At 62.0% G+C, this 22,865-nt stretch carries 20 protein-coding genes, 2 tRNA genes and 1 riboswitch; of the genes, 9 read left to right on the plus strand and 13 right to left on the minus strand.

The window, feature by feature from the left end; genetic code table 11:
• The first annotated feature begins 60 nt into the window (after positions 1-60).
• A complete protein-coding gene (locus E4P01_RS27845) occupies positions 61-3,381 on the plus strand; it encodes an EAL domain-containing protein (RefSeq protein ID WP_248130197.1) in 3,321 nt (1,106 codons plus the stop codon).
• Here E4P01_RS27845 and E4P01_RS27850 read toward each other — a convergent pair.
• The 7 genes from E4P01_RS27850 to uvrB form a co-directional block, all read right to left on the minus strand.
• Positions 3,320-4,300: a tRNA-dihydrouridine synthase gene (locus E4P01_RS27850; RefSeq protein ID WP_005789777.1), complete on the minus strand. Its 981-nt coding sequence runs from the start codon at positions 4,298-4,300 to the stop codon at positions 3,320-3,322. The two genes, E4P01_RS27845 and E4P01_RS27850, sit on opposite strands and share 62 nt — an antisense overlap.
• Before the next feature lie 55 nt (positions 4,301-4,355).
• Positions 4,356-4,790 (minus strand): thioesterase family protein, encoded by a 435-nt coding sequence (locus E4P01_RS27855; protein WP_032880241.1) that lies wholly within the window; start codon positions 4,788-4,790, stop codon positions 4,356-4,358.
• A gap of 87 nt (positions 4,791-4,877) precedes the next feature.
• The gene (locus E4P01_RS27860; protein WP_005789779.1) at positions 4,878-5,417 is read right to left on the minus strand and encodes a TetR/AcrR family transcriptional regulator; all 540 of its coding nucleotides are present in this window, start codon (positions 5,415-5,417) and stop codon (positions 4,878-4,880) included.
• A 182-nt stretch (positions 5,418-5,599) separates the two neighbouring features.
• Positions 5,600-5,675: transfer RNA gene (locus E4P01_RS27865), tRNA-Glu, on the minus strand.
• A gap of 79 nt (positions 5,676-5,754) precedes the next feature.
• Positions 5,755-5,830, minus strand: a tRNA-Ala gene (locus tag E4P01_RS27870).
• Between the two features lie 147 nt (positions 5,831-5,977).
• Entirely contained in the window at positions 5,978-7,459 is a 1,482-nt protein-coding gene (gene gltX, locus E4P01_RS27875) for a glutamate--tRNA ligase (RefSeq protein WP_005789780.1), read from the minus strand.
• Between the two features lie 186 nt (positions 7,460-7,645).
• Positions 7,646-9,661 carry an excinuclease ABC subunit UvrB gene (uvrB, locus tag E4P01_RS27880; RefSeq protein WP_078821857.1) on the minus strand — a complete coding sequence of 672 codons (2,016 nt, stop codon included), beginning with the start codon at positions 9,659-9,661 and terminating at the stop codon, positions 7,646-7,648.
• Positions 9,662-10,004: 343 nt separating this feature from the next.
• Between uvrB and E4P01_RS27885 the strand changes: the two genes are divergently transcribed.
• A complete protein-coding gene (locus E4P01_RS27885) occupies positions 10,005-11,201 on the plus strand; it encodes an amino acid aminotransferase (protein WP_216091819.1) in 1,197 nt (398 codons plus the stop codon).
• A gap of 102 nt (positions 11,202-11,303) precedes the next feature.
• Positions 11,304-11,513 (plus strand): hypothetical protein, encoded by a 210-nt coding sequence (locus tag E4P01_RS27890; RefSeq protein WP_005789784.1) that lies wholly within the window; start codon positions 11,304-11,306, stop codon positions 11,511-11,513.
• A 24-nt stretch (positions 11,514-11,537) separates the two neighbouring features.
• On the opposite strand, the gene E4P01_RS27895 is transcribed toward E4P01_RS27890, so the two are convergent.
• The gene (locus E4P01_RS27895) at positions 11,538-12,410 is read right to left on the minus strand and encodes a LysR family transcriptional regulator (protein ID WP_216091820.1); all 873 of its coding nucleotides are present in this window, start codon (positions 12,408-12,410) and stop codon (positions 11,538-11,540) included.
• A gap of 103 nt (positions 12,411-12,513) precedes the next feature.
• Here E4P01_RS27895 and E4P01_RS27900 point away from each other — a divergent pair, with 103 nt between their 5' ends.
• The gene (locus E4P01_RS27900) at positions 12,514-13,905 is read left to right on the plus strand and encodes an aldehyde dehydrogenase family protein (RefSeq protein WP_216091821.1); all 1,392 of its coding nucleotides are present in this window, start codon (positions 12,514-12,516) and stop codon (positions 13,903-13,905) included.
• A gap of 18 nt (positions 13,906-13,923) precedes the next feature.
• Here E4P01_RS27900 and E4P01_RS27905 read toward each other — a convergent pair whose 3' ends face one another.
• Together E4P01_RS27905 and E4P01_RS27910 are read right to left on the minus strand one after the other, a co-directional pair.
• Positions 13,924-14,229 (minus strand): protealysin inhibitor emfourin, encoded by a 306-nt coding sequence (locus tag E4P01_RS27905; protein ID WP_032880234.1) that lies wholly within the window; start codon positions 14,227-14,229, stop codon positions 13,924-13,926.
• Positions 14,230-14,258: 29 nt separating this feature from the next.
• On the minus strand, positions 14,259-15,320 hold the full coding sequence (locus tag E4P01_RS27910) for a M4 family metallopeptidase (RefSeq protein ID WP_078821860.1): 1,062 nt from the start codon (positions 15,318-15,320) through the stop codon (positions 14,259-14,261).
• 136 nt (positions 15,321-15,456) lie between these two features.
• Here E4P01_RS27910 and E4P01_RS27915 point away from each other — a divergent pair, with 136 nt between their 5' ends.
• The 4 genes from E4P01_RS27915 (at position 15,457) to E4P01_RS27930 (ending at position 19,490) form a co-directional block, all read left to right on the plus strand.
• A complete protein-coding gene (locus E4P01_RS27915) occupies positions 15,457-16,386 on the plus strand; it encodes a DNA/RNA non-specific endonuclease (protein ID WP_078821861.1) in 930 nt (309 codons plus the stop codon).
• 22 nt (positions 16,387-16,408) lie between these two features.
• A riboswitch (cobalamin riboswitch) is annotated at positions 16,409-16,603 on the plus strand.
• A gap of 114 nt (positions 16,604-16,717) precedes the next feature.
• Positions 16,718-17,728 carry an ABC transporter substrate-binding protein gene (locus tag E4P01_RS27920; protein ID WP_216091822.1) on the plus strand — a complete coding sequence of 337 codons (1,011 nt, stop codon included), beginning with the start codon at positions 16,718-16,720 and terminating at the stop codon, positions 17,726-17,728.
• On the plus strand, positions 17,725-18,729 hold the full coding sequence (locus tag E4P01_RS27925) for an iron ABC transporter permease (RefSeq protein WP_032880229.1): 1,005 nt from the start codon (positions 17,725-17,727) through the stop codon (positions 18,727-18,729). Before E4P01_RS27920 ends, E4P01_RS27925 begins: the two co-directional genes overlap by 4 nt.
• Positions 18,726-19,490, plus strand: coding sequence for an ABC transporter ATP-binding protein (locus E4P01_RS27930; RefSeq protein WP_032880227.1), 765 nt, complete (start codon positions 18,726-18,728; stop codon positions 19,488-19,490). Before E4P01_RS27925 ends, E4P01_RS27930 begins: the two co-directional genes overlap by 4 nt.
• 153 nt (positions 19,491-19,643) lie before the next feature.
• Here the strand turns inward: E4P01_RS27930 and E4P01_RS27935 are convergent, their stop codons facing one another.
• From E4P01_RS27935 to E4P01_RS27945, 3 genes are read right to left on the minus strand one after another with little or no spacing between them, the layout of a single operon-like run.
• Positions 19,644-20,135 (minus strand): GNAT family N-acetyltransferase, encoded by a 492-nt coding sequence (locus E4P01_RS27935; RefSeq protein ID WP_078821863.1) that lies wholly within the window; start codon positions 20,133-20,135, stop codon positions 19,644-19,646.
• The gene (locus E4P01_RS27940; protein ID WP_216091823.1) at positions 20,125-21,054 is read right to left on the minus strand and encodes an alpha/beta hydrolase; all 930 of its coding nucleotides are present in this window, start codon (positions 21,052-21,054) and stop codon (positions 20,125-20,127) included. Before E4P01_RS27940 ends, E4P01_RS27935 begins: the two co-directional genes overlap by 11 nt.
• Complete coding sequence (locus tag E4P01_RS27945) at positions 21,054-21,494, minus strand: TspO/MBR family protein (RefSeq protein ID WP_003192600.1); 441 nt, start codon at positions 21,492-21,494, stop codon at positions 21,054-21,056. The genes E4P01_RS27940 and E4P01_RS27945 overlap by 1 nt, the downstream gene beginning before the upstream one ends.
• 164 nt (positions 21,495-21,658) lie before the next feature.
• Here E4P01_RS27945 and chrA point away from each other — a divergent pair, with 164 nt between their 5' ends.
• Complete coding sequence (gene chrA, locus E4P01_RS27950; protein WP_216091824.1) at positions 21,659-22,858, plus strand: chromate efflux transporter; 1,200 nt, start codon at positions 21,659-21,661, stop codon at positions 22,856-22,858.
• Positions 22,859-22,865: the final 7 nt, after the last annotated feature.

A 22,865-nucleotide genomic window follows, 5' to 3' on the forward strand; every position in this document is an offset into this window, starting at 1 on the left:
GCGGCCTCGGGTTTCAAGGAAAACCGCGCTGTCTTCTCACCGAGCCAAGGCCCATTGACAATGCGCAACCCCGGCGACCCCGTACCCCCCCTGCCCCGCATCTACGCCCTGGACCCCCAAGCGGCGGAGCAAAGCTGGGACAGTGCCCCGCAATTGCTGGCAGCCCTGAATGCCGCCCGGCTGGGCGCCTGGTGCTGGGAAATCGACACGGGAAGAATCAGTTGGTCACGGGGTACTCAAGCGTTATTCGGCTTTGACCCGCATCAACCCTTGCCCAAGGACCTCGACTACCTTGACTTGCTGGCCCCGCAAGACAGCGCACGGGTGGTGCGTGGTTTTCACGCGGTCCTGGCAGGAGAGCCGTTCGAACGGGCCATGCACCATCGCATCCAGTGGCCCGATGGCAGTCTGCACTGGCTGGAAATCAGCGGCAGCCTCGCGCCGGAAAAAGCCGGACGGCGCCGCATGATCGGAGTGATCCGCGAGATCACCCATCAGCGCGACCGCGAACACGCCCTCAGCCACTCCGAAAAGCGCTTCGCCACATTGTTCCATTTATGCCCGAACATGGTGCTACTGACCCGCCAGGCCGATGGCTTGATCAGCGAAGCCAACCAGTATTTCGAAATGCTGTTCGGCTGGCCGGTGGCCGATGCCATCGGCCGTACCACCCTGGAACTGGGCCTGTGGCGCCATCCGGAGCAGCGTGCACTGCTGGTCAAGGCCACCCAGCGCAAAGGCGAACCCATCACCATGGAGGTGCAGTTCTGCGCCAGCAACGGCCAGATCCACGACGGCACGCTCAGCGCCCAGAAGGTGGAACTGGACGGTGAGGCTTACCTGATCAGCACGTTCCTGGACACCACCGAACGCAAAAACGCAGAGCAAGCGCTCAAAGACAGCCAGGAGCGCCTCGACCTGGCCCTGGATTCCGCGCAACTGGGCACCTGGGATTGGCACATCCCCAGCGGTATGCTCTACGGCTCGGCCCGCGCCGCCCAACTGCACGGGCTCGAACCGGCGCCCTTTCATGAATCCTTCGATGCGTTTTTCGAAGGGATGTCCGACCAGGATCGCGAGGGTATGCGCAATGCCTACCGCAGCTTGCGTGAAGGCCCGGACGGCAACTACCAATTGACCTACCGCGTGCAGTTGGAGGACGGCAGCCCACGCTATCTGGAAAGCCGTGCGCGCCTGTACCGCGATGAAGCAGGCAAACCCCTACGCATGGCGGGCACCTTGCTGGATATCACCGACCAGGTCGAACGCGAGCAACGCCTCACCGCCTCCGAGGAAAAATTTGCCAGCCTGTTCCAGGCCAGCCCCGACCCTATCTGCGTGACCTGCCTGGAAAGCGGCGCCTTTATCGAGATCAACCCGGCGTTTACCCAGACCTTCGGCTGGACAGCCGCCGAAGTACTGGACAAAAGCGCCGAACAAATCGGCCTGTGGGACGACTCCAGCAAGCGCCTGCAACGCATCGAGCAGGTGATTCGCGAGCAGGCCCTGAGCAATGTGGCCATCGTGGTGCATCACAAGGACGGCCAAAGCCTGACCTGCGTCATCTCCAGCCGCTTGATCAAGGTCAGCGACCAGCCCTGCATCGTCACCACTCTTCGGGACATCACCCAGCAGCAACGCTCGGAAGCCGCCCTCAAGGCCAGTGAAGAGAAGTTCGCCAAGGCGTTTCACTCCAGCCCCGACGCGATTTCAATCACCGAACGCGACACCGGCCGTTATGTGGAGGTCAATGACGGTTTTTGCCGCCTGACCGGTTACCGCACCGAAGAAGCCATCGGCCTGACCCTGTACCAGATCGGCATCTGGGCCGATGAAAACCAGCGCGCGGCATTATTGGCCGAGTTGCAGATCAAGGGCCGCATCCATCATCTGGAAATGCTCTGGCACAACAAACGAGGCGAGGTGCTGGCGGTGGAGGTCTCGGTCGAGCCGATCACCCTGAACGAAACCCCCTGCCTGCTGCTGACCGCACGAGACGTCAGCCTGCTGAAAAACGCCCAGGCGCAGATCCGCCACCTGGCCTATCACGACCCGCTCACCAACCTGCCCAATCGCGCACTGCTGATGGACCGCCTGAGCCAGCAGATCGCCCTGCTCAAGCGCCACAACCTGCGCGGCGCCCTGCTGTTCCTCGACCTCGACCACTTCAAGCACATCAACGATTCCCTCGGCCACCCGGTGGGCGATACCGTGTTGAAAATCGTCACCGCACGCCTGGAAGCCAGCGTACGCATGGAGGACACCGTGGCACGCCTGGGCGGCGATGAGTTTGTGGTGCTGCTCAGCGGTCTTGAGGGTAAGCGCCAGGAGGTCAGCGACCAGGTGCAAAGCGTGGCCGATACATTGCGTGAGTTGCTGTCGGAGCCGATGTTCCTTGACGGCCATCGCTTGCAGGTCACGCCCAGCATCGGCGTGGCGCTGATTCCCGACCACGGCACCACGCCAGCCGATTTGCTCAAGCGTGCCGACATCGCCCTGTACCGCGCCAAGGATTCAGGGCGCAATACCACGCAGATGTTTCACAACAGCATGCAAAAAACCGCCAGTGAGCGCCTGCGCATGGAGACCGACCTGCGCCTGGCCCTGTCACGCGGCGAGTTCAGCGTGCATTACCAACCCCAGGTAGATGCGCGCGGCAACCGGATTATCGGGGCCGAAGCCTTGGTCCGCTGGCATCATCCGCAGTTGGGCGCGCAGTCGCCGACGGAATTTATCAAGGTATTGGAAGACAGCGGCCTGATTCTGGAAGTTGGCACCTGGATTCTCGATGAAGCCTGTGGCGCGTTTGCCCAGCTGATTGCCGACGGTCTGGTGGACCCGCTCACTTTCAGCCTGTGCGTGAATATCAGCCCGCGGCAGTTTCGCCAGAATGATTTTGTGGAACGGGTAGAACACTGCCTCAAACAACATCAACTGCCCTCCAGCCTGCTGAAACTGGAGATTACCGAAGGCATCGTGATCCAGAATCTGGACGATACCGTGGCGAAAATGCGTCGCCTGAAACGACTTGGGGTGAGCTTCGCAATGGATGACTTCGGCACCGGCTACTCATCCCTGACCTACCTCAAGCGCCTGCCGGTGGATGCGTTGAAAATCGATCAGTCGTTCGTGCGTGATGCCACTCACGACCCCAATGATGCAGAAATCATCCGCGCTATCGTGGCCATGGCGAACAGTTTGAATCTGGAAGTGATCGCCGAGGGCGTGGAAACCCCGGAACAACTGGCGTTCCTGCAAAAGCTGGGCTGCCATTTATTCCAGGGTTATCTGCACAGCCGTCCGCTGCCGATAGAAGGCTTCAGGCGGTTGCTGGAACAGGGTCGAGCGGGACCGGATGCTGCATGCCCAGCAGACGGCTGACGCATTGCAGGTCGGTCTCGCGGCGCAGCGCGGTGAACAGCTCCACCGCCTGCGGGTAGTTGCGCGTCAGCATCGCCAGCCATTGCTTCAAGCGGCCGGGTGCCTGTTTTTCAGTCAGTTGCGCCACCGACTGGCGCCAGAACTCCTGAAGCATCGGCTGCATCTGCGCCCAGGTCATCTCGACCACTTCCTCACCGGCCTTGGCCGCCACAATCTGCCTTGCCAGGTCAGGACGCGCCACCAGGCCACGGCCGAGCATGATGTCTTCGGCGCCACTGATTTCACGGCAACGCTTCCAATCTTCGACGCTCCAGATATCACCATTGGCAAATACCGGCACCTTGACCACGTCCTGCACCCGCGGGATCCACTCCCAGTGGGCCGGCGGCTTGTAGCCATCGGCTTTGGTGCGCGCGTGGACGACGATATGCGCAGCACCGCCCTCGGCCAACGCGGTGGCGCATACCAGCGCGCCATCCGGACTGTCGAAGCCCAGGCGCATCTTGGCGGTCACGGGAATGTGGGCGGGCACGGCACGGCGCACGTGCTCGACGATCTGGTTGAGCAGCTCCGGCTCCTTGAGCAGCACCGCGCCACCCCGGGACTTGTTGACGGTCTTGGCCGGGCAACCAAAGTTCAGGTCAATCACCTCAGACCCCAGCTCGCAGGCCAGGGCAGCGTTTTCGGCCAGGCACACCGGGTCGGAGCCGAGCAGTTGCACACGCAGCGGCACACCCGCAGCGGTATGGGCACCGTGCAGCAGTTCCGGCGCGAGCTTATGGAAATACGCAGGGGTGAGCAGGCGGTCGTTGACGCGAATAAATTCGGTCACACACCAATCGATACCGCCCACGTGGGTCAACACGTCCCGCAGGATGTTGTCGACCAACCCCTCCATGGGCGCCAAAGCAATTTGCATGGAAAACACTCAACAAAAATCGTGGCGCAGTTTACTGGGTTTCCGGCGGCGACCGTTAACCCCCCGTCAGGGCGGGACCGTAACCGTCAATAAACTCGGCAGGCATGCGCTTGGGTTTGCCGCTGGACAACTCGATGCACACAAAGGTGGTTTGCGCGCGCAGCAGCGTCGCGCCGTCGCGAGGGCGTACCAGCTGGAATCGACGGGTCATTTTCAGGCGCTGGTCCCAGTCGACGATCCAGGTGGCCAGTTGCAGCTCATCGCCTTCATAACCTGCCGCCAGATAATCGATCTCATGGCGTACGACCGCCATGGCACGGTCCAGGCGACGGTATTCGGTGAGGTCCAGACCCAGGCGCTGGGAGTGGCGCCAGGCGCAACGCTCCAGCCAGGACACGTACACCGCGTTGTTGGCGTGCCCGAGGCCGTCGATGTCTTCAGGCGCAACCTGCAGATCGATGATAAACGGCGTTGCCAAATCCCAGCCCATGCCTTGCTCCAGTCGATTGATGTCGGCGGGGCAGTGTATCAGGCGGTTTGCCGCTGCTGTAGACGGCGGCAGTCGAGGCGCGCCTCTTCAGCGCACCGCCGACTTGGCCGCTCGGATTACGCGGTCCGACAACTCACCCGGCCCCAGTGCGCGAGCCAATGTCAGGCCACCCACCATCAAGGCCATGTCCGCCAGCGCCTTGTCGATGTCTTCAGGGCTGTCGGCCAGCTGCGCAGTCATCAGCTCCACGTGCTCGCTCAAGACCTCGCGAAATGCGTCGGGCAAGCGACCCATCTCGCCAACTGTGGCCGGCAAGGGGCAGGCCTGGGAGGTTGAATCACGATGCTTGCGTGACAGATAGAAGGCCGCCACCAGCGCCCGACGCTCTTCGCCGGTGAGCTGCGTGTCCAGATCGTCGATAGAGGCCCGGCGCTGCGCCAGCAACTGGCTGAACGCCTCCAGCATCAACGCGTCCTTGCTTTCAAAGTGCGCGTAGAAACCACCGACGGTCAGCCCTGCCGCCCCCATGACCTCCCCCACACTCGGCTCAGCCGGGCCGCGCTGGATCAATGCCGCGCTGGCAGCCTGCAAAATACGTTCGCGGGTTTGCGCTTTTTTATCGCTCATCAAGGCCTCCGACTTTCATGGGTTGGATATTATTACCATAATAATATTGCGCAAGCGAAAGGTACGACCGCCGGTCAGAACAAAAAAATGGAATCAATCAAGAAAATGGCCGAACGCCAGACAAACAAAAGGGCCATTCAATAATTGAATGACCCTTAAAAATCCCGCAAAGCGGGTAATCGTGGCGTCCCCTAGGGGACTCGAACCCCTGTTACCGCCGTGAAAGGGCGGTGTCCTAGGCCACTAGACGAAGGGGACAAAACCTTCTGTACATCTGATCAGAGCTGAGACCTGATCAATTCAAGGACGGTGTGGCCGGAACCTTGAACCTGTAAATTGGTGGAGCTAAACGGGATCGAACCGTTGACCTCTTGCATGCCATGCAAGCGCTCTCCCAGCTGAGCTATAGCCCCTCATCGGTGAGGACGGGGCGAATCTTAATGGCGGTTTGGAAACGTGTCAAATTTATTTTCAACAATTTTCAAAATTTTTTGCCGGGATAACAATCACTTACCGACGAAACCCCGGAAAACCGGGGTTTCGTCACTGCAACGGCCTGCTTAAGCGATGGCGCCCAGCAGCTTTTCCCATTCCTTGTTTTCTTTCTTCGACACACCACCAAGCAAATCAAGGGCTTGGCGCAGGCGGAAACGGGTCAGGTCCGGGCCGAGGATTTCCATCGCATCGAGCACCGACACCGAACTCGCTTGCCCGGTGATCGCGGCAAACATCAGCGGCATGGCATCGCGCAGTTTCAGCTCAAGGGATTCCACCACCGCCTGGATCGTGGCCGTGATCGCATCTTTTTCCCACTGGCGCAGGCTTTCGAGCTTCCACAGGATCAACTGCATCAGTTGGCGAACCTGGTCGCCGGAGAGCTTTTTGGATTCAAACAGCTTGGCATCCGGGTTCACGCCGCCGGCAAAGAAGAAACTGGCCAAGGGCGCGACCTGGCTGAATGTCTCTACCCTGCCCTGCACCAACGGCGCAATCTTCATCATGTACTCGGGGTTCAACGCCCATTGCTGCACGCGGCTGGCAAACTCTTCCACGGGCAAGTCACGCAGCCACTGGCCGTTGAGCCACGACAGCTTCTCGATATCGAAGATCGGCCCGCCGAGGGAGACACGGGAGAGATCGAAGTTGTCGACCATTTCCTGCAACGAGAATTTCTCGCGCTCGTCCGGCATCGACCAGCCCATGCGGCCCAGGTAGTTGAGCATCGCCTCAGGCATAAAGCCCATGCGCTCGTAGAACGTTACCGACGTTGGGTTCTTGCGCTTGGACAGCTTGCTCTTGTCCGGGTTACGCAGCAGCGGCATGTAGCACAGCTGCGGTTGCTCCCAGCCGAAGTATTCGTACAGCAGGATCAGTTTCGGCGCCGATGGCAGCCACTCTTCACCGCGTAGCACATGGGTGATGCCCATCAGATGGTCGTCGACCACGTTGGCCAGGAAGTACGTCGGCAAGCCGTCGGTCTTCATCAACACTTGCATGTCCATGCGGTCCCACGGGATTTCGACGTCACCGCGCAGCATGTCCGGCACCACGCACACGCCTTCGCTCGGCACTTTCATGCGGATAACGTGGGGTTCGCCAGCCGCCAGGCGTGCGGCCACTTCCTCCTTGGACAACAACAGCGCGCGACCATCGTAGCGCGGGGTCTCGCCACGGGCCTGTTGCTCGGCACGCATCTGGTCCAGCTCTTCGGCGGTGCAGAAGCACGGAAAGGCGTGGCCCATGTCGACCAGTTGCTGGGTGTATTGCTTGTAGATGTCGCTGCGCTCGCTCTGGCGATACGGGCCATGCGGGCCGCCGACGTCCGGACCTTCAGCCCAGGTAATGCCCAGCCAGCGCAAGGCATCGAAAATCTGCTGTTCCGACTCACGGGTGGAGCGCAGTTGATCGGTATCTTCGATCCGCAGGATGAATTCACCACCATGCTGCTTGGCAAAGCAGTAGTTGAACAAGGCGATGTAAGCAGTACCGACGTGGGGATCCCCAGTAGGCGATGGCGCAATGCGCGTGCGGACGGTGGTCATGGCAGGTCTCGAATGGGCGATAAAACTGAAAATTGAAACAAGGGGCGAATGGTAACAGCCTGGGTGATTTCTGGAAAACCGCGGCACGGCTATCGGGAGCAAGCCCCCTCCCACATTTGACTGTATTCACAAATCAACATGTGGGAGGGGGCTTGCTCCCGATGAGGCCAGTAAAGCCAGTGCAAATCAGACAGTCAGCAACCGCTCGCGCAACTTGCCAATCTCATCCCGCGTCTGCGCCGCCGCCTCAAACTCCAGGTCCCGAGCCAGCTGGTACATCTTCTCTTCCAACTGCCGAATCCGCTTGGTGATCTCACTCGGCGAGCGCAGTTCGTTCTCGTACTTGGCACTTTCCTCGGCAGCCTTGGCCATGCCCTTGCGCTTCTTGCTGCGCGAGCCGGGCACGGTGGCGCCTTCCATGATGTCGGCAACGTCCTTGAACACGCCCTTGGGGGTGATGCCGTGTTCCAGGTTGAACGCGATCTGTTTGTCGCGACGCCGCTGGGTCTCGCCAATCGCCCGCTCCATGGAGCCGGTAATGCGGTCCGCATACAGGATCGCCCGGCCATTGAGGTTACGCGCCGCCCGGCCGATGGTCTGGATCAACGAGCGCTCGGAGCGCAGGAAGCCCTCCTTGTCCGCATCCAGGATCGCTACCAGTGACACTTCGGGCATGTCCAGGCCTTCACGCAGCAGGTTGATCCCCACCAGCACATCGAAGGTCCCCAGGCGCAGGTCGCGGATGATCTCTACCCGCTCCACAGTGTCGATGTCCGAGTGCAGGTAACGTACGCGCACGCCGTGGTCGGCCAGGTAGTCGGTCAAGTCTTCGGACATGCGCTTGGTCAATGTGGTAACCAGCACCCGCTCTTCCAGGGCCACACGCTTGTTGATCTCCGACAGCAGATCGTCGACCTGGGTCAACGCCGGGCGGATTTCAATCTCCGGGTCCACCAGGCCAGTAGGTCGCACCAACTGCTCGATCACGCGACCAGCGTGCTCGGCTTCATAGTTGCCGGGCGTCGCCGACACAAAGATGGTCTGCGGGCTGATGGCCTCCCACTCGTCAAAGCGCATTGGCCGGTTGTCCAGCGCCGACGGCAGGCGGAAGCCGTACTCCACCAGGGTTTCCTTACGCGAGCGGTCGCCCTTATACATGGCCCCCACCTGCGGCACGCTGACGTGGGATTCGTCGATCACCAGCAAGGCGTCCGGCGGCAGGTAATCATAGAGGGTCGGCGGCGGCGCCCCGGATTCGCGACCCGACAGGTAGCGCGAGTAGTTTTCGATGCCGTTGCAGTAGCCCAGCTCCAGGATCATTTCCAGGTCAAAACGGGTGCGCTGCTCAAGGCGCTGGGCTTCCACCAGCTTGTTGTTGGAACGCAGGTATTCCAGACGCTCGGCCAACTCGACCTTGATACCCTCGATGGCGCCCATCAGGGTTTCACGCGGGGTCACGTAGTGGCTTTTCGGGTAGAAGGTAAAGCGTGGCAGCTTGCGGATCACCTCGCCGGTCAACGGGTCGAAGGCCGACAGGCTTTCGACTTCGTCATCGAACAGCTCGATGCGGATCGCTTCCAGGTCGGATTCGGCCGGGTAGATGTCAATCACATCGCCGCGCACCCGGAAGGTGGCGCGGGCGAAGTCCATGTCGTTACGGGTGTACTGCAGGCTCGCCAGGCGGCGCAGCAGTTCGCGCTGGTCGAGTTTGTCGCCTCGGTCAACGTGCAGCACCATCTTCAAGTAGGTTTCGGGGCTGCCCAGACCGTAGATGCACGACACCGTGGTGACGATGATCGCGTCCTTGCGCTCCAGCAACGCCTTGGTCGCCGACAGCCGCATCTGTTCGATATGGTCGTTGATCGATGCATCCTTCTCGATAAAGGTATCGGAGGACGGCACGTAGGCTTCGGGCTGATAGTAGTCGTAGTAGGAAACGAAGTACTCAACCGCGTTGTTGGGGAAGAACGCCTTGAACTCGCCGTAAAGCTGCGCGGCCAGGGTCTTGTTCGGCGCCAGCACCAGGGTCGGGCGGTTGGTCTGGGCGATCACGTTGGCGATGCTGAAGGTCTTGCCGGAACCGGTCACCCCAAGCAGCGTCTGGTGCGCCAGGCCGGCCTCGATGCCTTCGACCATCTGGCGAATGGCTTCCGGTTGATCGCCGGCGGGTTCAAAACGGGTAACGAGCTGGAAATCCGACATAACGTACCTCGTGAAGTCACCCCAGACTCGACACCGCCAGGGACGAAATAGCTCAGCAACCCGCGAATAATCATCGCAGGTTGCAGGAAAAAACCATGATAGCTGTAGAAGTGGTGGCGAATGTGACGGGTTTCAAGGCTGACGTCCTACATGTCCTTTCCCTTCAAGGTTGCAATAAGACTAACGGTCAGCAAATAAACCGAAAAACTTGGCCGAAAAGCCATTTCGGCTGTCGCCCTGCGCGGTGATGGCCTCTATACTAGCTCCCCGTTTGTGCACCGCTCTAGTGCATTCGGCTGGAGCGCGACACGTCCCTCCCTTCCCCCATAGAGCTGCCGCAAAAATGAGCCTGTTCTCCGCTGTCGAAATGGCACCACGCGATCCTATCCTGGGCCTCAACGAAGCATTCAACGCCGATACACGAACCACCAAGGTCAACCTTGGCGTGGGCGTTTACTGCAACGAGGAGGGGAAGATTCCACTCTTGCGTGCCGTTGCCGAAGCGGAAGCCATTCGTGTGGCGCAACACGCCGCCCGTGGCTACTTGCCGATCGACGGTATCGCGGCCTACGACCAGGCCGTGCAGAAGCTGCTGTTTGGTGCGCAGTCGCCGCTGCTGAGCGCCGGCCGTGTGATTACCGCCCAGGCCGTCGGCGGCACGGGTGCACTGAAAATCGGCGCCGACTTTCTCAAGCAACTGCTGCCCGACGCCGTTGTCGCCATCAGCGACCCAAGCTGGGAAAACCACCAGGCGCTGTTCGAAAAAGCCGGTTTCCCGGTGCAGACGTACCGTTATTACGACGCGGCCACCCATGACGTGAACCGTGCCGGCCTGCTCGAAGACCTCAACGCCCTGCCACCACAGTCCATCGTGGTGCTGCACGCCTGCTGCCACAACCCGACCGGCGTCGACCTGAGCCCGGCCGACTGGCAAGACGTGCTGGAGGTGGTCAAGGCCAAGAACCTGGTGCCGTTCCTCGACATGGCCTACCAGGGCTTTGGCGATGGCATCGACGAAGACGCCGCCGCAGTGCGCCTGTTCGCTGAGTCGGGCCTGACCTTCTTTGTGTCCAGCTCGTTCTCCAAGTCGTTCTCGCTGTATGGCGAGCGCGTAGGCGCGCTGTCGATCGTCAGCGAGTCCAAGGAAGAAAGCGCGCGCATCCTGTCCCAGGTCAAGCGCGTGATCCGCACCAACTACTCCAACCCGCCCACCCACGGCGCAGCCATCGTTGCCGCAGTGTTGAACAACCCTGAGCTGCGCGCTCAGTGGGAAGCCGAGTTGGCCGAAATGCGCCTGCGCATCCGCGGTATGCGCGAGCAGATGGTGGCCGAGCTGGCCAAGGCTGCGCCAGGTCATGACTTCAGCTTCGTCGGTCGCCAGCGTGGGATGTTCTCCTACTCCGGCCTGACCGTTGAGCAAGTCACACGCCTGCGTACCGAGTTTGGCATCTATGCACTGGACACCGGGCGTATCTGTGTGGCGGCGCTGAACCAGTCGAACATTGGTGCGGTGACCAAGGCGATTGTCGAGGTGCTGTAAGCCGGCAAGCGTTAGACGAAGGGGGGAAGCCATTGGCTTCCCCCTTTTTATTGGCGAACACACTAGACTGAACGTCGACTGCCTCCTTGCTGCGAGAACCCTATGAGAAACGATGACCTGGACCTGCGCGCCGACCGCGACGAATTGCACGACTATGCCCCACGCGCACCGCAAGCCAAGCGCCAGAAGAGCCTGGTGCTGCAAGTGGCGCTGGGAGTATTCCTCGGTGGGTTGGCGTTATGGCTGGTACAACTGGGCGCAACGGCGATCATGGCCAAACTGGCGATGGGCACCCTGCAATTTGGTGGCTGATGCAAGCCAGCTCCCACATTTGATCTAGGATGCTGGCAGATTGCGTTCTTCCAGCAGTTTTACGAAACTGTTCAAACTCTGCGAAACCGTGCCCCGCCGCCAGATCAGCCAGGTATTGAGCAGTCGAAAGCTGTCCGTCAACGGCCACACACTCACCGCCGCACACCCCGGCATACTCTCCAGCATACTGCGCGGCATCAGCGCCAGCCCGGCCCCGGCGCTGACACAGGCCAACATGCCATGGTAGGACTCGATCTCGAAGATCTTGCCCGGCACCGCGCCATCCTGTGAGAACCAGCGCTCGAAGTGGTGCCGGTACGAACAGTTGGAGCGAAACGTATAGATGTTTTCGCCATTCACATCCCGCCCCCGGCTGATCGACGCGTGATGCAGCGGCGCGATCACCACCATCTCCTCCTCAAACACCGCCACACCCTCCAGCGTGGAATGCAGCACCGGACCATCGACAAAGGCCGCCGTCAGCCGGCCCGACAGCACGCCTTCGATCATGGTGCCCGAGGGGCCCGTACTCAGGTCCAACTCCACCTTGGTGTATTGCTGGTTATACGCCGCTAGTAACGCCGGGATACGCACCGCCGCCGTGCTCTCCAGCGAGCCCAGGGCAAAGGCGCCTTGGGGCTCCTCCCCCGCCACCGTGGCGCGGGCTTCCTGCACCAGATCGAGAATACGCCGCGTATAGCCGAGGAAATTCCACCCGGCCGGGGACAAACGTAAGCGACTCTTCTCACGGATGAATAACTCCACGCCCAAATCCTGCTCCAGTTGCTTGATGCGCGTGGTGAGGTTCGACGGCACCCGATGAATCAACTGTGCGGCGGCGCTGATGCTGCCTTGTTCGGCAACCGCCTTGAAGATTTCCAGCTGCACCAGATCCAAGTCATTCTCCATTCATGAACGTATTGCTTAATATTATTCAGTTTCAAGAAAAGATACAGCCCCGTACCCTGGCCGTCATTCACTCTTTCAGCCGGACGGTGCCATGAACGCTATTTCCCACCAGACCCACGCCTTGTCGATCAACCCCGCCAACGGTGAAACCGTTGCCAGCTACCCCTATGAAAGCGCAGCACAACTGGATGCCGCCCTCACCCGCGCGACCGGTGCCTTCCGTACCTGGCGCCACACCCCGGTGAACCAGCGTGCCGACTATCTGCTGGCCCTGGCTGTCGCCCTGCGTGAGCAAGCTGAAGACATGGCACAGATGATCACCCTGGAAATGGGCAAGCCTATCGCCCAGGCCCGCGCCGAGATTGAAAAATGCGCCCAGCTCAGCGAGTGGTACGCCGCCCACGGCCCGGCCATGCTCGCCCCGGAACCTACCTTGGTGGACAACGGCAGCGCCCGGATCGAATACCGCCCACTGGGCCCGATTCTCGCGGTGATGCCGTGGAACTTCCCGGTGTGGCAAGTGCTGCGCGGCGCCGTGCCGACCCTGCTCGCCGGCAACACCTATGTGCTCAAACATGCGCCCAATGTAATGGGCAGCGCCTACCTGATCCAGCAAGCGTTGCGCAAAGCCGGTTTTGCCGAAGGCGTGTTTGAAGTGATCAACGTGACCCAGGACGGCGTGTCCACCGCCATCGCCGACACGCGCATCGCCGCCGTGACGCTCACCGGCAGCGTTCGCGCCGGTATCGCTATCGGCTCACAGGCCGGGGCCGCATTGAAAAAATGCGTGCTGGAACTGGGTGGCTCCGACCCGTTTATCGTGCTCAACGACGCCGACCTCGACGCCGCCGTACAAGCCGCCGTCATCGGCCGCTTCCAGAACAGCGGCCAGGTCTGCGCAGCCGCCAAGCGCTTGATCATCGAAGCAGGCGTGGTTGAAGCCTTCACCGCCAAATTCCTGGAAGCCAGCCGCGCCCTGGTGATGGGCGAACCCACCTCGACCGCCACCTATATTGGCCCCATGGCGCGTTTTGATCTGCGTGACGAACTGCACGGCCAGGTCCAGGCGACCCTGGAAGAAGGCGCCAGGCTGCTGCTGGGCGGCCATAAAGTCGCGGGCGCGGGCAATTACTATGAGCCGACCGTACTGGCCGACGTCACCGACCAAATGACGTCGTTCAAACAGGAACTGTTCGGCCCCGTGGCGTCGATCATCACCGCCCGCGACGCCGACCACGCCGTGGCCCTGGCCAACGACAGCGAGTTCGGCCTGACCGCCAGCATCTTCACGGCCGACTCGGCAAAGGCGCGAACGGTCGCCGACCAGCTGGAAACCGGCGGGGTCTTCGTCAACGCGTTCAGCGTGTCAGACCCGCGGGTGGCGTTTGGCGGCGTGAAGAAGAGCGGGTTCGGTCGCGAGCTGTCGCACTTCGGTGTACGCGAGTTCTGCAATGCGCAGACGGTGTGGCTGGATCGTAAGTAGCCTGCCAGCCTTGGCGCTTCAACAATTAATATGTCGTCGCACGCACTGCACCAAACCATCCAGGGCCTGGGATTTTACCGGCGCGAGCACACAGACCGTGTGCTCGCGCGCGCCTTCCGTCACTGTCAGGGTGTAATGCACCTGGCCGGGGTTGCCTGGTTCAGGGCGAGTGCTTTGCGGCAACCGAAAGAAACCCGAGTCTTCGATCAGTTGCCGTAACTCTTGCTGGTCCTGCTCGGGCAGCGCGTCCAGTTCGACGCTGCGCGGTTTGGCCAACCCTGGAAAAAACGCCGCCCCGCCGCTTTCCTTGATTGAAATTCGCATGGCTGTTCCTCGCCGCACAGGCGGCTTCGTCAAACGTTAATGCCCACCGCTTTCCAGCCTGCCTTGACCGCCTTCTGCTCATCCTTGTTTACGCCATAAAGCTGACCGGCAATATCATGGGTGATACGCGCAAAACGCAAAAAGCCGGAATTGGGCCGCAGCCGCGAATCGCGCAGTGCGTCATACCAGATCCGCCCTGCACGCTCCCAGGCGAACCCGCCAATCTTGGTCGCCACCTGATAGAACGCGTGGTTGGGAATGCCGGAATTGATATGCACGCCACCATTGTCCTCGTAGGTTTGCACAAAATCATCCATATGCCCCGGCTGCGGGTCTTTGCCCAGCAGCTTGTCATCAAAGGCGCTGCCCGGGGCTTTCATCGAACGCAGAGCGGTGCCTTTGATCTTTTTGGTAAACAGCCCCTTGCCGATCAACCAGTCGGCGTCCTCGGCCGTTTGCTTCAGCGCGTACTGCTTGATCAACGAACCGAATACATCCGACAGCGACTCGTTCAGCGCGCCGGACTGGTTGAAGTACATCAGCTTGGCCTCATCCTCGGTCACGCCATGAGCCAACTCATGGCCAATGACGTCGAGTGCCACGGTGAAGCGATTGAACAACTGCTGGTCGCCATCGCCGAACACCATCTGGGTCGAATTCCAGAACGCGTTGTTGTAGTCCTGGCCGAAGTGCACCGTGGCGTCCAGCGCCATGCCCGCATCGTCGATGGAGTTGCGGTCGAATACCTGGTCAAAAAAATCGAAGGTGGCGCCCAGGCCGTCATAGGCTTCGTCTACTGCGGCATCGCCACTGGCGGGCTGCCCTTCGCCGCGAATCAGCTTGCCGGGCAGGCTGTCGGTGTTTTCGGCGCTGTAGATCGAGCGTTGCTTCTCGGCGCCCATGGCCAGTGCCATGCGGGCCGGGCCCTTGGCGGGTACCGCGACCATACGCAACGACCGGAACGTGCTGTCCTTGGCGCGCGTGCGTAATGCGACCTCCCGCTGGGCTTTATCCCCGTGGCGGGCGATCTGGTCGAGCATGTACGGCGGGATCAGGCAGAAAATCGGGTTGCGCAGTTGGCGAACACACATGAGCTGGCTCCTTTTTGGCGTGTGATGAACGTCCGGGTAACGGTTTTCAGGATAGCCCTGTGTTCGCACCCTCGGCCAAATTGTCATGAGTTTGTGTTTCAGTGGTGTTTATCCGAGGCCCATAAGGAACATGCCCATGCCCGCCCGCACAGCCCAAATCGACCTTTCCCACCGCCCAAGGCTCGCCGACCTGCGTCCATTGGTCGCGGCCAGCCCCACCCTGCTGGAAGCCAGAGCCGCGACGCCGCGTGTCACAGCGGCCAAGGACTTCAAAAACCGCGCGGGCTATGCCGACGATTTCCTCAGCGATTTCGTGGTGCCATGGCCCACGGTTGGCGAGCCACTGGCGGGCGACGTGCAACCCAAGCGCCTGGACTACACGCATTTCTCCATCACCATGTCGCGCTCCCGACGATTGGCGCTCTACGTGGGGGTCAATATCGACGGCGCCAAGCATGTGGACATCACGCGCAGCAACGACACCTGGGCCTACGATGGCCGCCTGCCCCTGGACGCCCAAGTAGGTGAAGACCTCTATGCCGGCAATGGCCTGGACCGCGGCCACCTGGTACGGCGCCAGGACCCCAACTGGGGCGACGAGGCGAACACCGCCAACTTCGACACCTTTCACTTCACCAACTGCTCCCCTCAAATGAGCGGCTTCAACCAGAAAACCTGGCTGGAGCTCGAAGACTACATCCTCGACAACACCCAGCGCTGGAAAGCCCGGGCCACGGTGTTTACCGGGCCAGTGTTCGCCGATGACGACCGGCTTTACCGTGGCGTGAAAATCCCCAAGGCGTTCTGGAAAGTGGTGGCTTACCTCAGCGACGATGGCAAGCCCTCGGCCAGTGCCTACACGATTGACCAAAGCCGCGAACTGGGCCAACTCGACCTGGTATTCGGCCCGCTTCGAACCTACCAGCGCAGTGTGATTGCGATCGAACAACTGACCGGCATCCGCTTCGCCAACCTGGCCGACTACGACGGGTTCAGCAACGAAGAGCGCGCCACAGGCACCCGGATCGAAGCGCTGATCCGCGGGCCGCAAGATATTCGACTCTGATTCGCGCCTACAGGGCGCGATCGCTTACCATACCGCCGCCGGTTCCCGTATGGGACTAACAGGGAATTCGAAACGCCGCACGCGACGTGAACCGAAACTGCCCCCGCAACTGTAGATGCCGAGCCTGCTCCCCACTGCCACTGGACCGCGTCCGGGAAGGCGGGAGCAAGGCGACGACGCATCAGTCAGGAGACCTGCCGGCCCAGCTAATTCACTAACCGGCGGGGTGTCCGGGAAGGACATCCTGGCCCTGCCCATCAGCAGCGTCCATGGGCGTATTTCCGAGCCGTACCTCCCCTGCTGCATCTACGGTTCACAAGGAGATCGCCTCATGCTGCCACGCGTTACCGCCCTGATCGCAGGCTTGGGTATGTGTGCCCTGGCGCAAGCCGCGCCCACTCAGTACCCGTTGACCGTGCAAAACTGCGGCAGCACCCTGACCTTCCAGCACGCCCCCGCCCGCAGCGTGACCATCGGCCAAGCCGCCACCGAGATGCTCTACGCCCTGGGCGTGGGCGACAAGGTGGTCGGCACTTCGCTGTGGTTCAACAACGTGGCGGCGCAGTACAAGGCCCAGGACGACCGCATCGAGCGCCTGGCCAACAACGAGCCAAGCTTCGAAGCCGTACTCGCCAAGCGCCCGCAACTGGTGGCCGCCGAGCTGGAATGGGTGGTAGGGCCCCAAGGCGTGGTCGGCACCCGTGAGCAGTTTCATGAACTGAAGATCCCCACCTACCTGTTGCCGTCCGACTGCGAAGGCAAGGACAACCTGGTGGGCGCCGATGGCACCCGGTTGGAGCCCTTTCGCATCGAGACGATCTACCAGAGCCTCCAGCAACTGGCGCAGATTTTCGACGTACAGGATCGCGGCCAGCAACTGACCGACGAACTCAAGGCGCGCCTGGCCAAATCCGTCGCTACGGCGCAGGGCAAAGGCTTGAAGCAGGCCAGCGCACTGGTGTGGTTCTCCAGCGCCGAAATGGCCAGCGACCCTTACGTAGCCGGCCATAAGGGCGTGCCGCAATTCATGCTGCAAACCCTAGGCCTGCGTAACGTCGTGCAGTCCGATGAAGAGTGGCCCGCCGTCGGCTGGGAAACCATCGCCAAGGCCAACCCCACCTTCCTGGTGATCGCACGCATGGACCGCCGCCGCTACCCGGCCGACGACCATGAAAAGAAACTCGCCTTCCTGCACAGCGACCCCGTGACCCGCAACATGGACGCGGTGAAGAACAACCGCATCATCATCCTCGACGCCCTGGCGTTGCAGGCGAGCCTGCGCACCTTCGAAGGCCTTGAACAACTGGCCGCCGCCATCGACGGCTATAACCTGGGCCAATGATGCGCACCCTACTCGCCCTGGCGTTGCTGCTGCTCGCCCTACTCGCTGGCGTCGCCATCGGTGAAACTGCCATCGAACCGCAGGTGGTGCTGCAGGTGCTCGCCAATAAACTCTGGGGTGCAGGCTTCGTGCTGGACCCCATCGACGAAGGCGTGGTGTGGAACTATCGGCTCACCCGTGCCCTGGTGGCCGCAGCCTGCGGCGCAGGGTTGGCAACGTGCGGCGTGATCCTGCAATCACTGCTGCGTAACCCGCTGGCCGATCCGTACCTGCTGGGCATCAGCGCCGGCGCGTCAACCGGCGCGGTGCTCGTTGCCTTGATTGGCGTGGGCGGTGGCTTGGTATCGTTGTCGGCCGGCGCGTTTGTGGGGGCGATGGCGGCGTTTGCGCTGGTGACGCTGCTGGCGCGGGCCAGCGGTTCGTCCAGCGGTACCGGGCAGATCATCCTCGCGGGCATCGCCGGCTCGCAGTTGTTCAATGCCCTGACCGCGTTCCTGATCACCAAGTCCGCCAGCTCCGAACAAGCCCGCGGCATTATGTTCTGGCTGCTGGGCAACCTCAGCGGCGTGCGCTGGCCGTCGGTGTGGTTGGCGGTGCCGGTGGCGGTCGTGGGGCTCGCGGTGTGCCTGTGGCACCGTCGCGCACTGGATGCGTTTACCTTCGGCAGCGACTCGGCGGCCTCCCTCGGCATCCCGGTGCGCCGCGTGCAATTTGTGCTGGTGGCCTGCGCTGCGCTGGTGACGGCGGTGATGGTGTCCATCGTCGGCTCCATCGGGTTTGTCGGTTTGGTGATTCCCCACGCGGTGCGCCTGTTGCTTGGCACCGGGCATTCGCGCTTGCTGCCAGCCAGCGCCTTGGGTGGCGCGCTGTTTTTGATCGCTGCGGACGTGCTGTCGCGCACCTTGATCAAGGGCCAGGTGATTCCGGTGGGTGTGGTGACCGCATTGGTGGGCGCGCCGGTGTTTGCGCTGATCCTGATTGGCCGGAGGAATGCGCGATGAGCGTGCTCAGTTGCAGCGGCCTGGGCTTCAAAGTGCGTGAGGCGCAGTTGCTGCGTGACATTGACCTGGACGTGCAGTTGGGTGAAACCCTCGGCATCGTCGGGCCCAATGGTTCAGGCAAATCCACCCTGCTCAAATTGCTGGCTGGATTACGTGTGCCGGCCAGCGGCGATGTTCGCCTGGGTGGCAAGTCGCTGGGTGAGTTGCCGCGCCGCACCATCGCGCAACAATTGGCGGTCGTGGAGCAACAGGCCGACACCGACGACGCCATTCGCGTGTTCGATGCCGTGGCCCTGGGCCGCACGCCGTGGCTGTCGGCGCTGAGCCCGTGGTCGCGCGAAGACGATGCCATCGTGCACCAGGCCCTGCACGACGTAGACGCCACCCACCTGAGCCAACGCGCCTGGCGCAGCCTCTCCGGTGGCGAGCGTCAGCGCGTACACATCGCCCGCGCCCTGGCGCAACGGCCGCAGATTTTGTTGCTGGACGAGCCGACCAATCACCTGGATATCCAGCATCAACTGGCGATCCTCAAAGGCGTGCAAGGCTTGCCGGTGACGACCTTGATTGCGCTGCATGACCTGAATCAGGCGCTGACCTGTGATCGCCTGGCCGTACTGGATCGCGGGCAACTGGTGGCGCTGGGCGCGCCGCTGCAAGTGCTGACGCCGCAGCGTTTGCAAGAGACCTTCGGGGTGCAGGGGCATTACCTGACAGACCCGTTCGACGGTGCGCAAATCCTGCGTCTGCGCTCCAACTGAACCTGTAGGTTGGAGCAGCTTGTTCTGGTGACAGCCTGACAGCCAACTGTGATCAAAATGTGGGAGGGGGCTTGCTCCCGATGTCGGTGGGTCAGTCATAGATGTGTTTGCTGACACTCCCTCATCGGGAGCAAGCCCCCTCCCACATTGGTTCTACAGAGGCAGGTGCATATGGGTTGTTTGCCAGATCGGGTCGGCCTCGACATCCACCACTTCGAACCCCTGCCGCCGCCAGAAATCAATCGCGCCGGGCAGAAACGGATGGGTGTGCAAGTACATCACCTCCACGCCATTCGCCCGCGCCAGCGCCTCCAGCGAGCGGTACAACTGGCCCGCCAGGCCCAAGCGTCGCACTGCCGGGAGCACATACAGGCGCACCACTTCCACCGTCTTGCGACCCTGATAGTTCAACTGCGGGAAGCGGCCGTCGTAGGGCCGATAAGCCACCGAGGCAACTATCCGGCCTTCGGCACGAGCAATCAAAAACCGCCCGCCGCCCTCAAGATAGATGGCTTCAAACTGCGCCAGATCCTGGGGTACTCCGGTGGCACTGAGCGACGGAAACAGTTCATCACGCGCCTGCAAAGCGAAGCTCAGCACCTGGGGAATGTCAGCGGCCTGCACCGCCTCGATACTAACGCTCATCGCCAAGGATCCGACCCGCTATCCACTGGCGAGCGTAAGCCAACACGCGATCGGCCATCGCCACCTGAAAATGAATAAACCCATGGGCCGCTTCCGGCAGTAGATGGGCCTCAACCGCCGCCCATCGCTCGGCGATAAGCAGGGTGTCATCCTTGAGCGGGTCCAATTCGCCCACGAACATCAGCGCTGGCGGCAGCCCCTCAAAGTCCCCATACAAAGGGGACAACGGCGGCTGCCGGCGCGTCTGGTCGCTGATCCCCGGCGTCAGCAGGCGCAGCGCCTGGACCATGCCCGGACCGTCCAGCAACAAGGTGCCCGGCCCGGCCGTGCGCACACTGGGCGTGCCGGTCAAATCGTAGACGCCGTAATACAACACCGCGCCGCTTACCCGCTGGAGTAACTCGGGCCATTGCTTGAGCGCCAACAAGGTGGCCGCCGCCAAGTGCCCGCCGGCCGACTCGCCAACGAAAAACACCGGCAAACCGGCAAACTCCGGGCAGTCCGCCAAAAGCCAGCGCGCAGCCGTCAGGCAGTCGTCCAGCAACCCTTCGATCGGCGTATCCACCGCCAGCCGATAATCCACCGACACCACCGCCACATCGCAAGCGTTGACCATGCCGAGGTTAAGGTCGTCATTCATTTGCGCATTGCCGATCACCCAGCCACCGCCGTGGATATCCAGCACCACGCCTTTGAGCTTGCCACTGGGGCGCAAGATGCGCACGGGCACCGTGCCCAGCCTTTTCAGCTCAACCACGGGCGCCTTCTTGAACGTCTGGCTGGCGCGTAGCAGTGCCTGGATCATGCGCGGCGTCACGCGGTTGCGGATTTTAAAGCGCGGCATCCACGCCAGTTTCTGATTGAAGCGGCGCATCTGGGCCAGTTCGGGCTCACTGGCGGGCCAATGCTGGTAAGCCATCAGCGATTATTACGCAGGATCGAGAAGTTCAACGCCGCGGCCACGCACAGCCACGCCAGATACGGGAACAGGATCAGCCCGGTAATCAAATCCAGGCGCACGGCCAGCACCACCATCGCTGCCACGGTGAGCCACAAGAGCACGATAATCACCATCCCGGCGAACAACCGATGGGCCCCGAAGAACACCGGCGTCCACAGCGTGTTCAATGCAATCTGCGCCGCCCACAAGGCCAACACCATTTCGCTGCCGGGGATCAGGGTCAAGCGGTAACCGGCCCAGGCCAACAGCAGGTAGATGATCGTCCATGCCACCGGGAACAGCCAGTTTGGCGGGGTAAAGCTGGGCTTGACCAGGGATTCGTACCAGGCACCGGGTTTGAAGATCACGCCGGTACTGGCGGCGGCGGCGCAGGCGAGCAGGAAGATGAAAAAGGTCATGGTCGGTCCTTGAGGTCCTGTGGATGGAAAAACAATGCACTGCTTTGAGTGACTCAAGCAACCGCGGATAAATTCAATGGGAGCAGCAAAATACCCGCTCTTCTGCGCGTCATGAAAATTGGTTATGGTCGGCAACATCCAGCATCGTTGCCCGAGACGCCCCCTTGCCCAAGCTTGCCGATCACCGCAGCAGCCCCTGGTCAGTGTTCCTGATCTTCCTGCGCCTGGGCCTCACTTCCTTCGGCGGGCCGATTGCGCACCTGGGCTATTTTCGCCAAGAGTTCGTCAGCCGCCGCCGCTGGCTCAGCGAGCGCAGCTATGCCGAACTGGTCGCCCTGTGCCAATTCCTGCCCGGCCCGGCCAGCAGCCAGGTCGGTATCGCGTTGGGCCTGTCCCGCGCGGGTTACCGGGGCGCGGCGGCAGCCTGGGCCGGGTTCACCTTGCCGTCGGCCATCGCCCTGATCCTGTTTGCCCTGGGGCTGGCCCACTACGGCGGCGCCCTCCCCCATGGCGCGCTGCACGGCCTCAAGGTCGTCGCCGTAGCGGTGGTGGCCCAGGCCGTATGGGGCATGGCACGCAACCTGTGCCGAGGCGTTTTACGGGTGGCGTTGATGTTGATCGCCGCCTGCGTGGTGCTGCTGCAACCCTCCGCCTGGGCTCAAGTCGGGGTCATGGTGGTCGCAGGCGTGGCCGGCCTGTTGCTGTTCAAGCCCCAGAGCAGTGCCGAGCCCGACGCGCTGCTCATCGCCATCAGCCGCCGTGCCGGGGCCCTGTGGTTGATGCTGTTTTTGTTGTTGCTGGTGGGCTTGCCACTCCTCGCCGCATGGGCGCTCAACCCCACGCTGGCGCTGGTGGACGCCTTCTACCGCAGCGGCGCGCTGGTATTCGGCGGCGGCCACGTGGTGTTGCCGTTGCTGCAAGCCGAAGTGGTACCCAGCCACTGGGTCAGCAACGATGTATTCCTCGCCGGTTACGGCGCCACCCAGGCTGTGCCCGGCCCGCTGTTCACCTTCGCCGCCTTCCTCGGCGCCTCCATGACCCACGCCCCGAGCGGTTGGCTTGGCGGGGTGATCGCGCTGCTGGCGATCTTCACCCCGTCGTTTCTACTGATCTTCGGCGCCTTGCCCTTCTGGGCCAACCTGCGCAAAAGCCCGCGCACCCAGGCGGCGCTGGCCGGGGTGAACGCGGCGGTGGTGGGCCTGTTGTTGGCGGCGCTGTACCAGCAGGTGTGGACCAGCGCGATTTTCAACGGGTATGACGTGGCCCTGGCGTTGCTCGCACTGGTCGCGCTGATGGTGTGGAAGCTGCCGCCATGGTTGGTGGTGATAGGCTGCGGCGTACTCGGGGGGTTACTGGATTTGTGAGCGGGGG

The organism is Pseudomonas sp. NCIMB 10586 (assembly GCF_023127895.1).
GTDB lineage: Bacteria > Pseudomonadota > Gammaproteobacteria > Pseudomonadales > Pseudomonadaceae > Aquipseudomonas > Aquipseudomonas synxantha_A.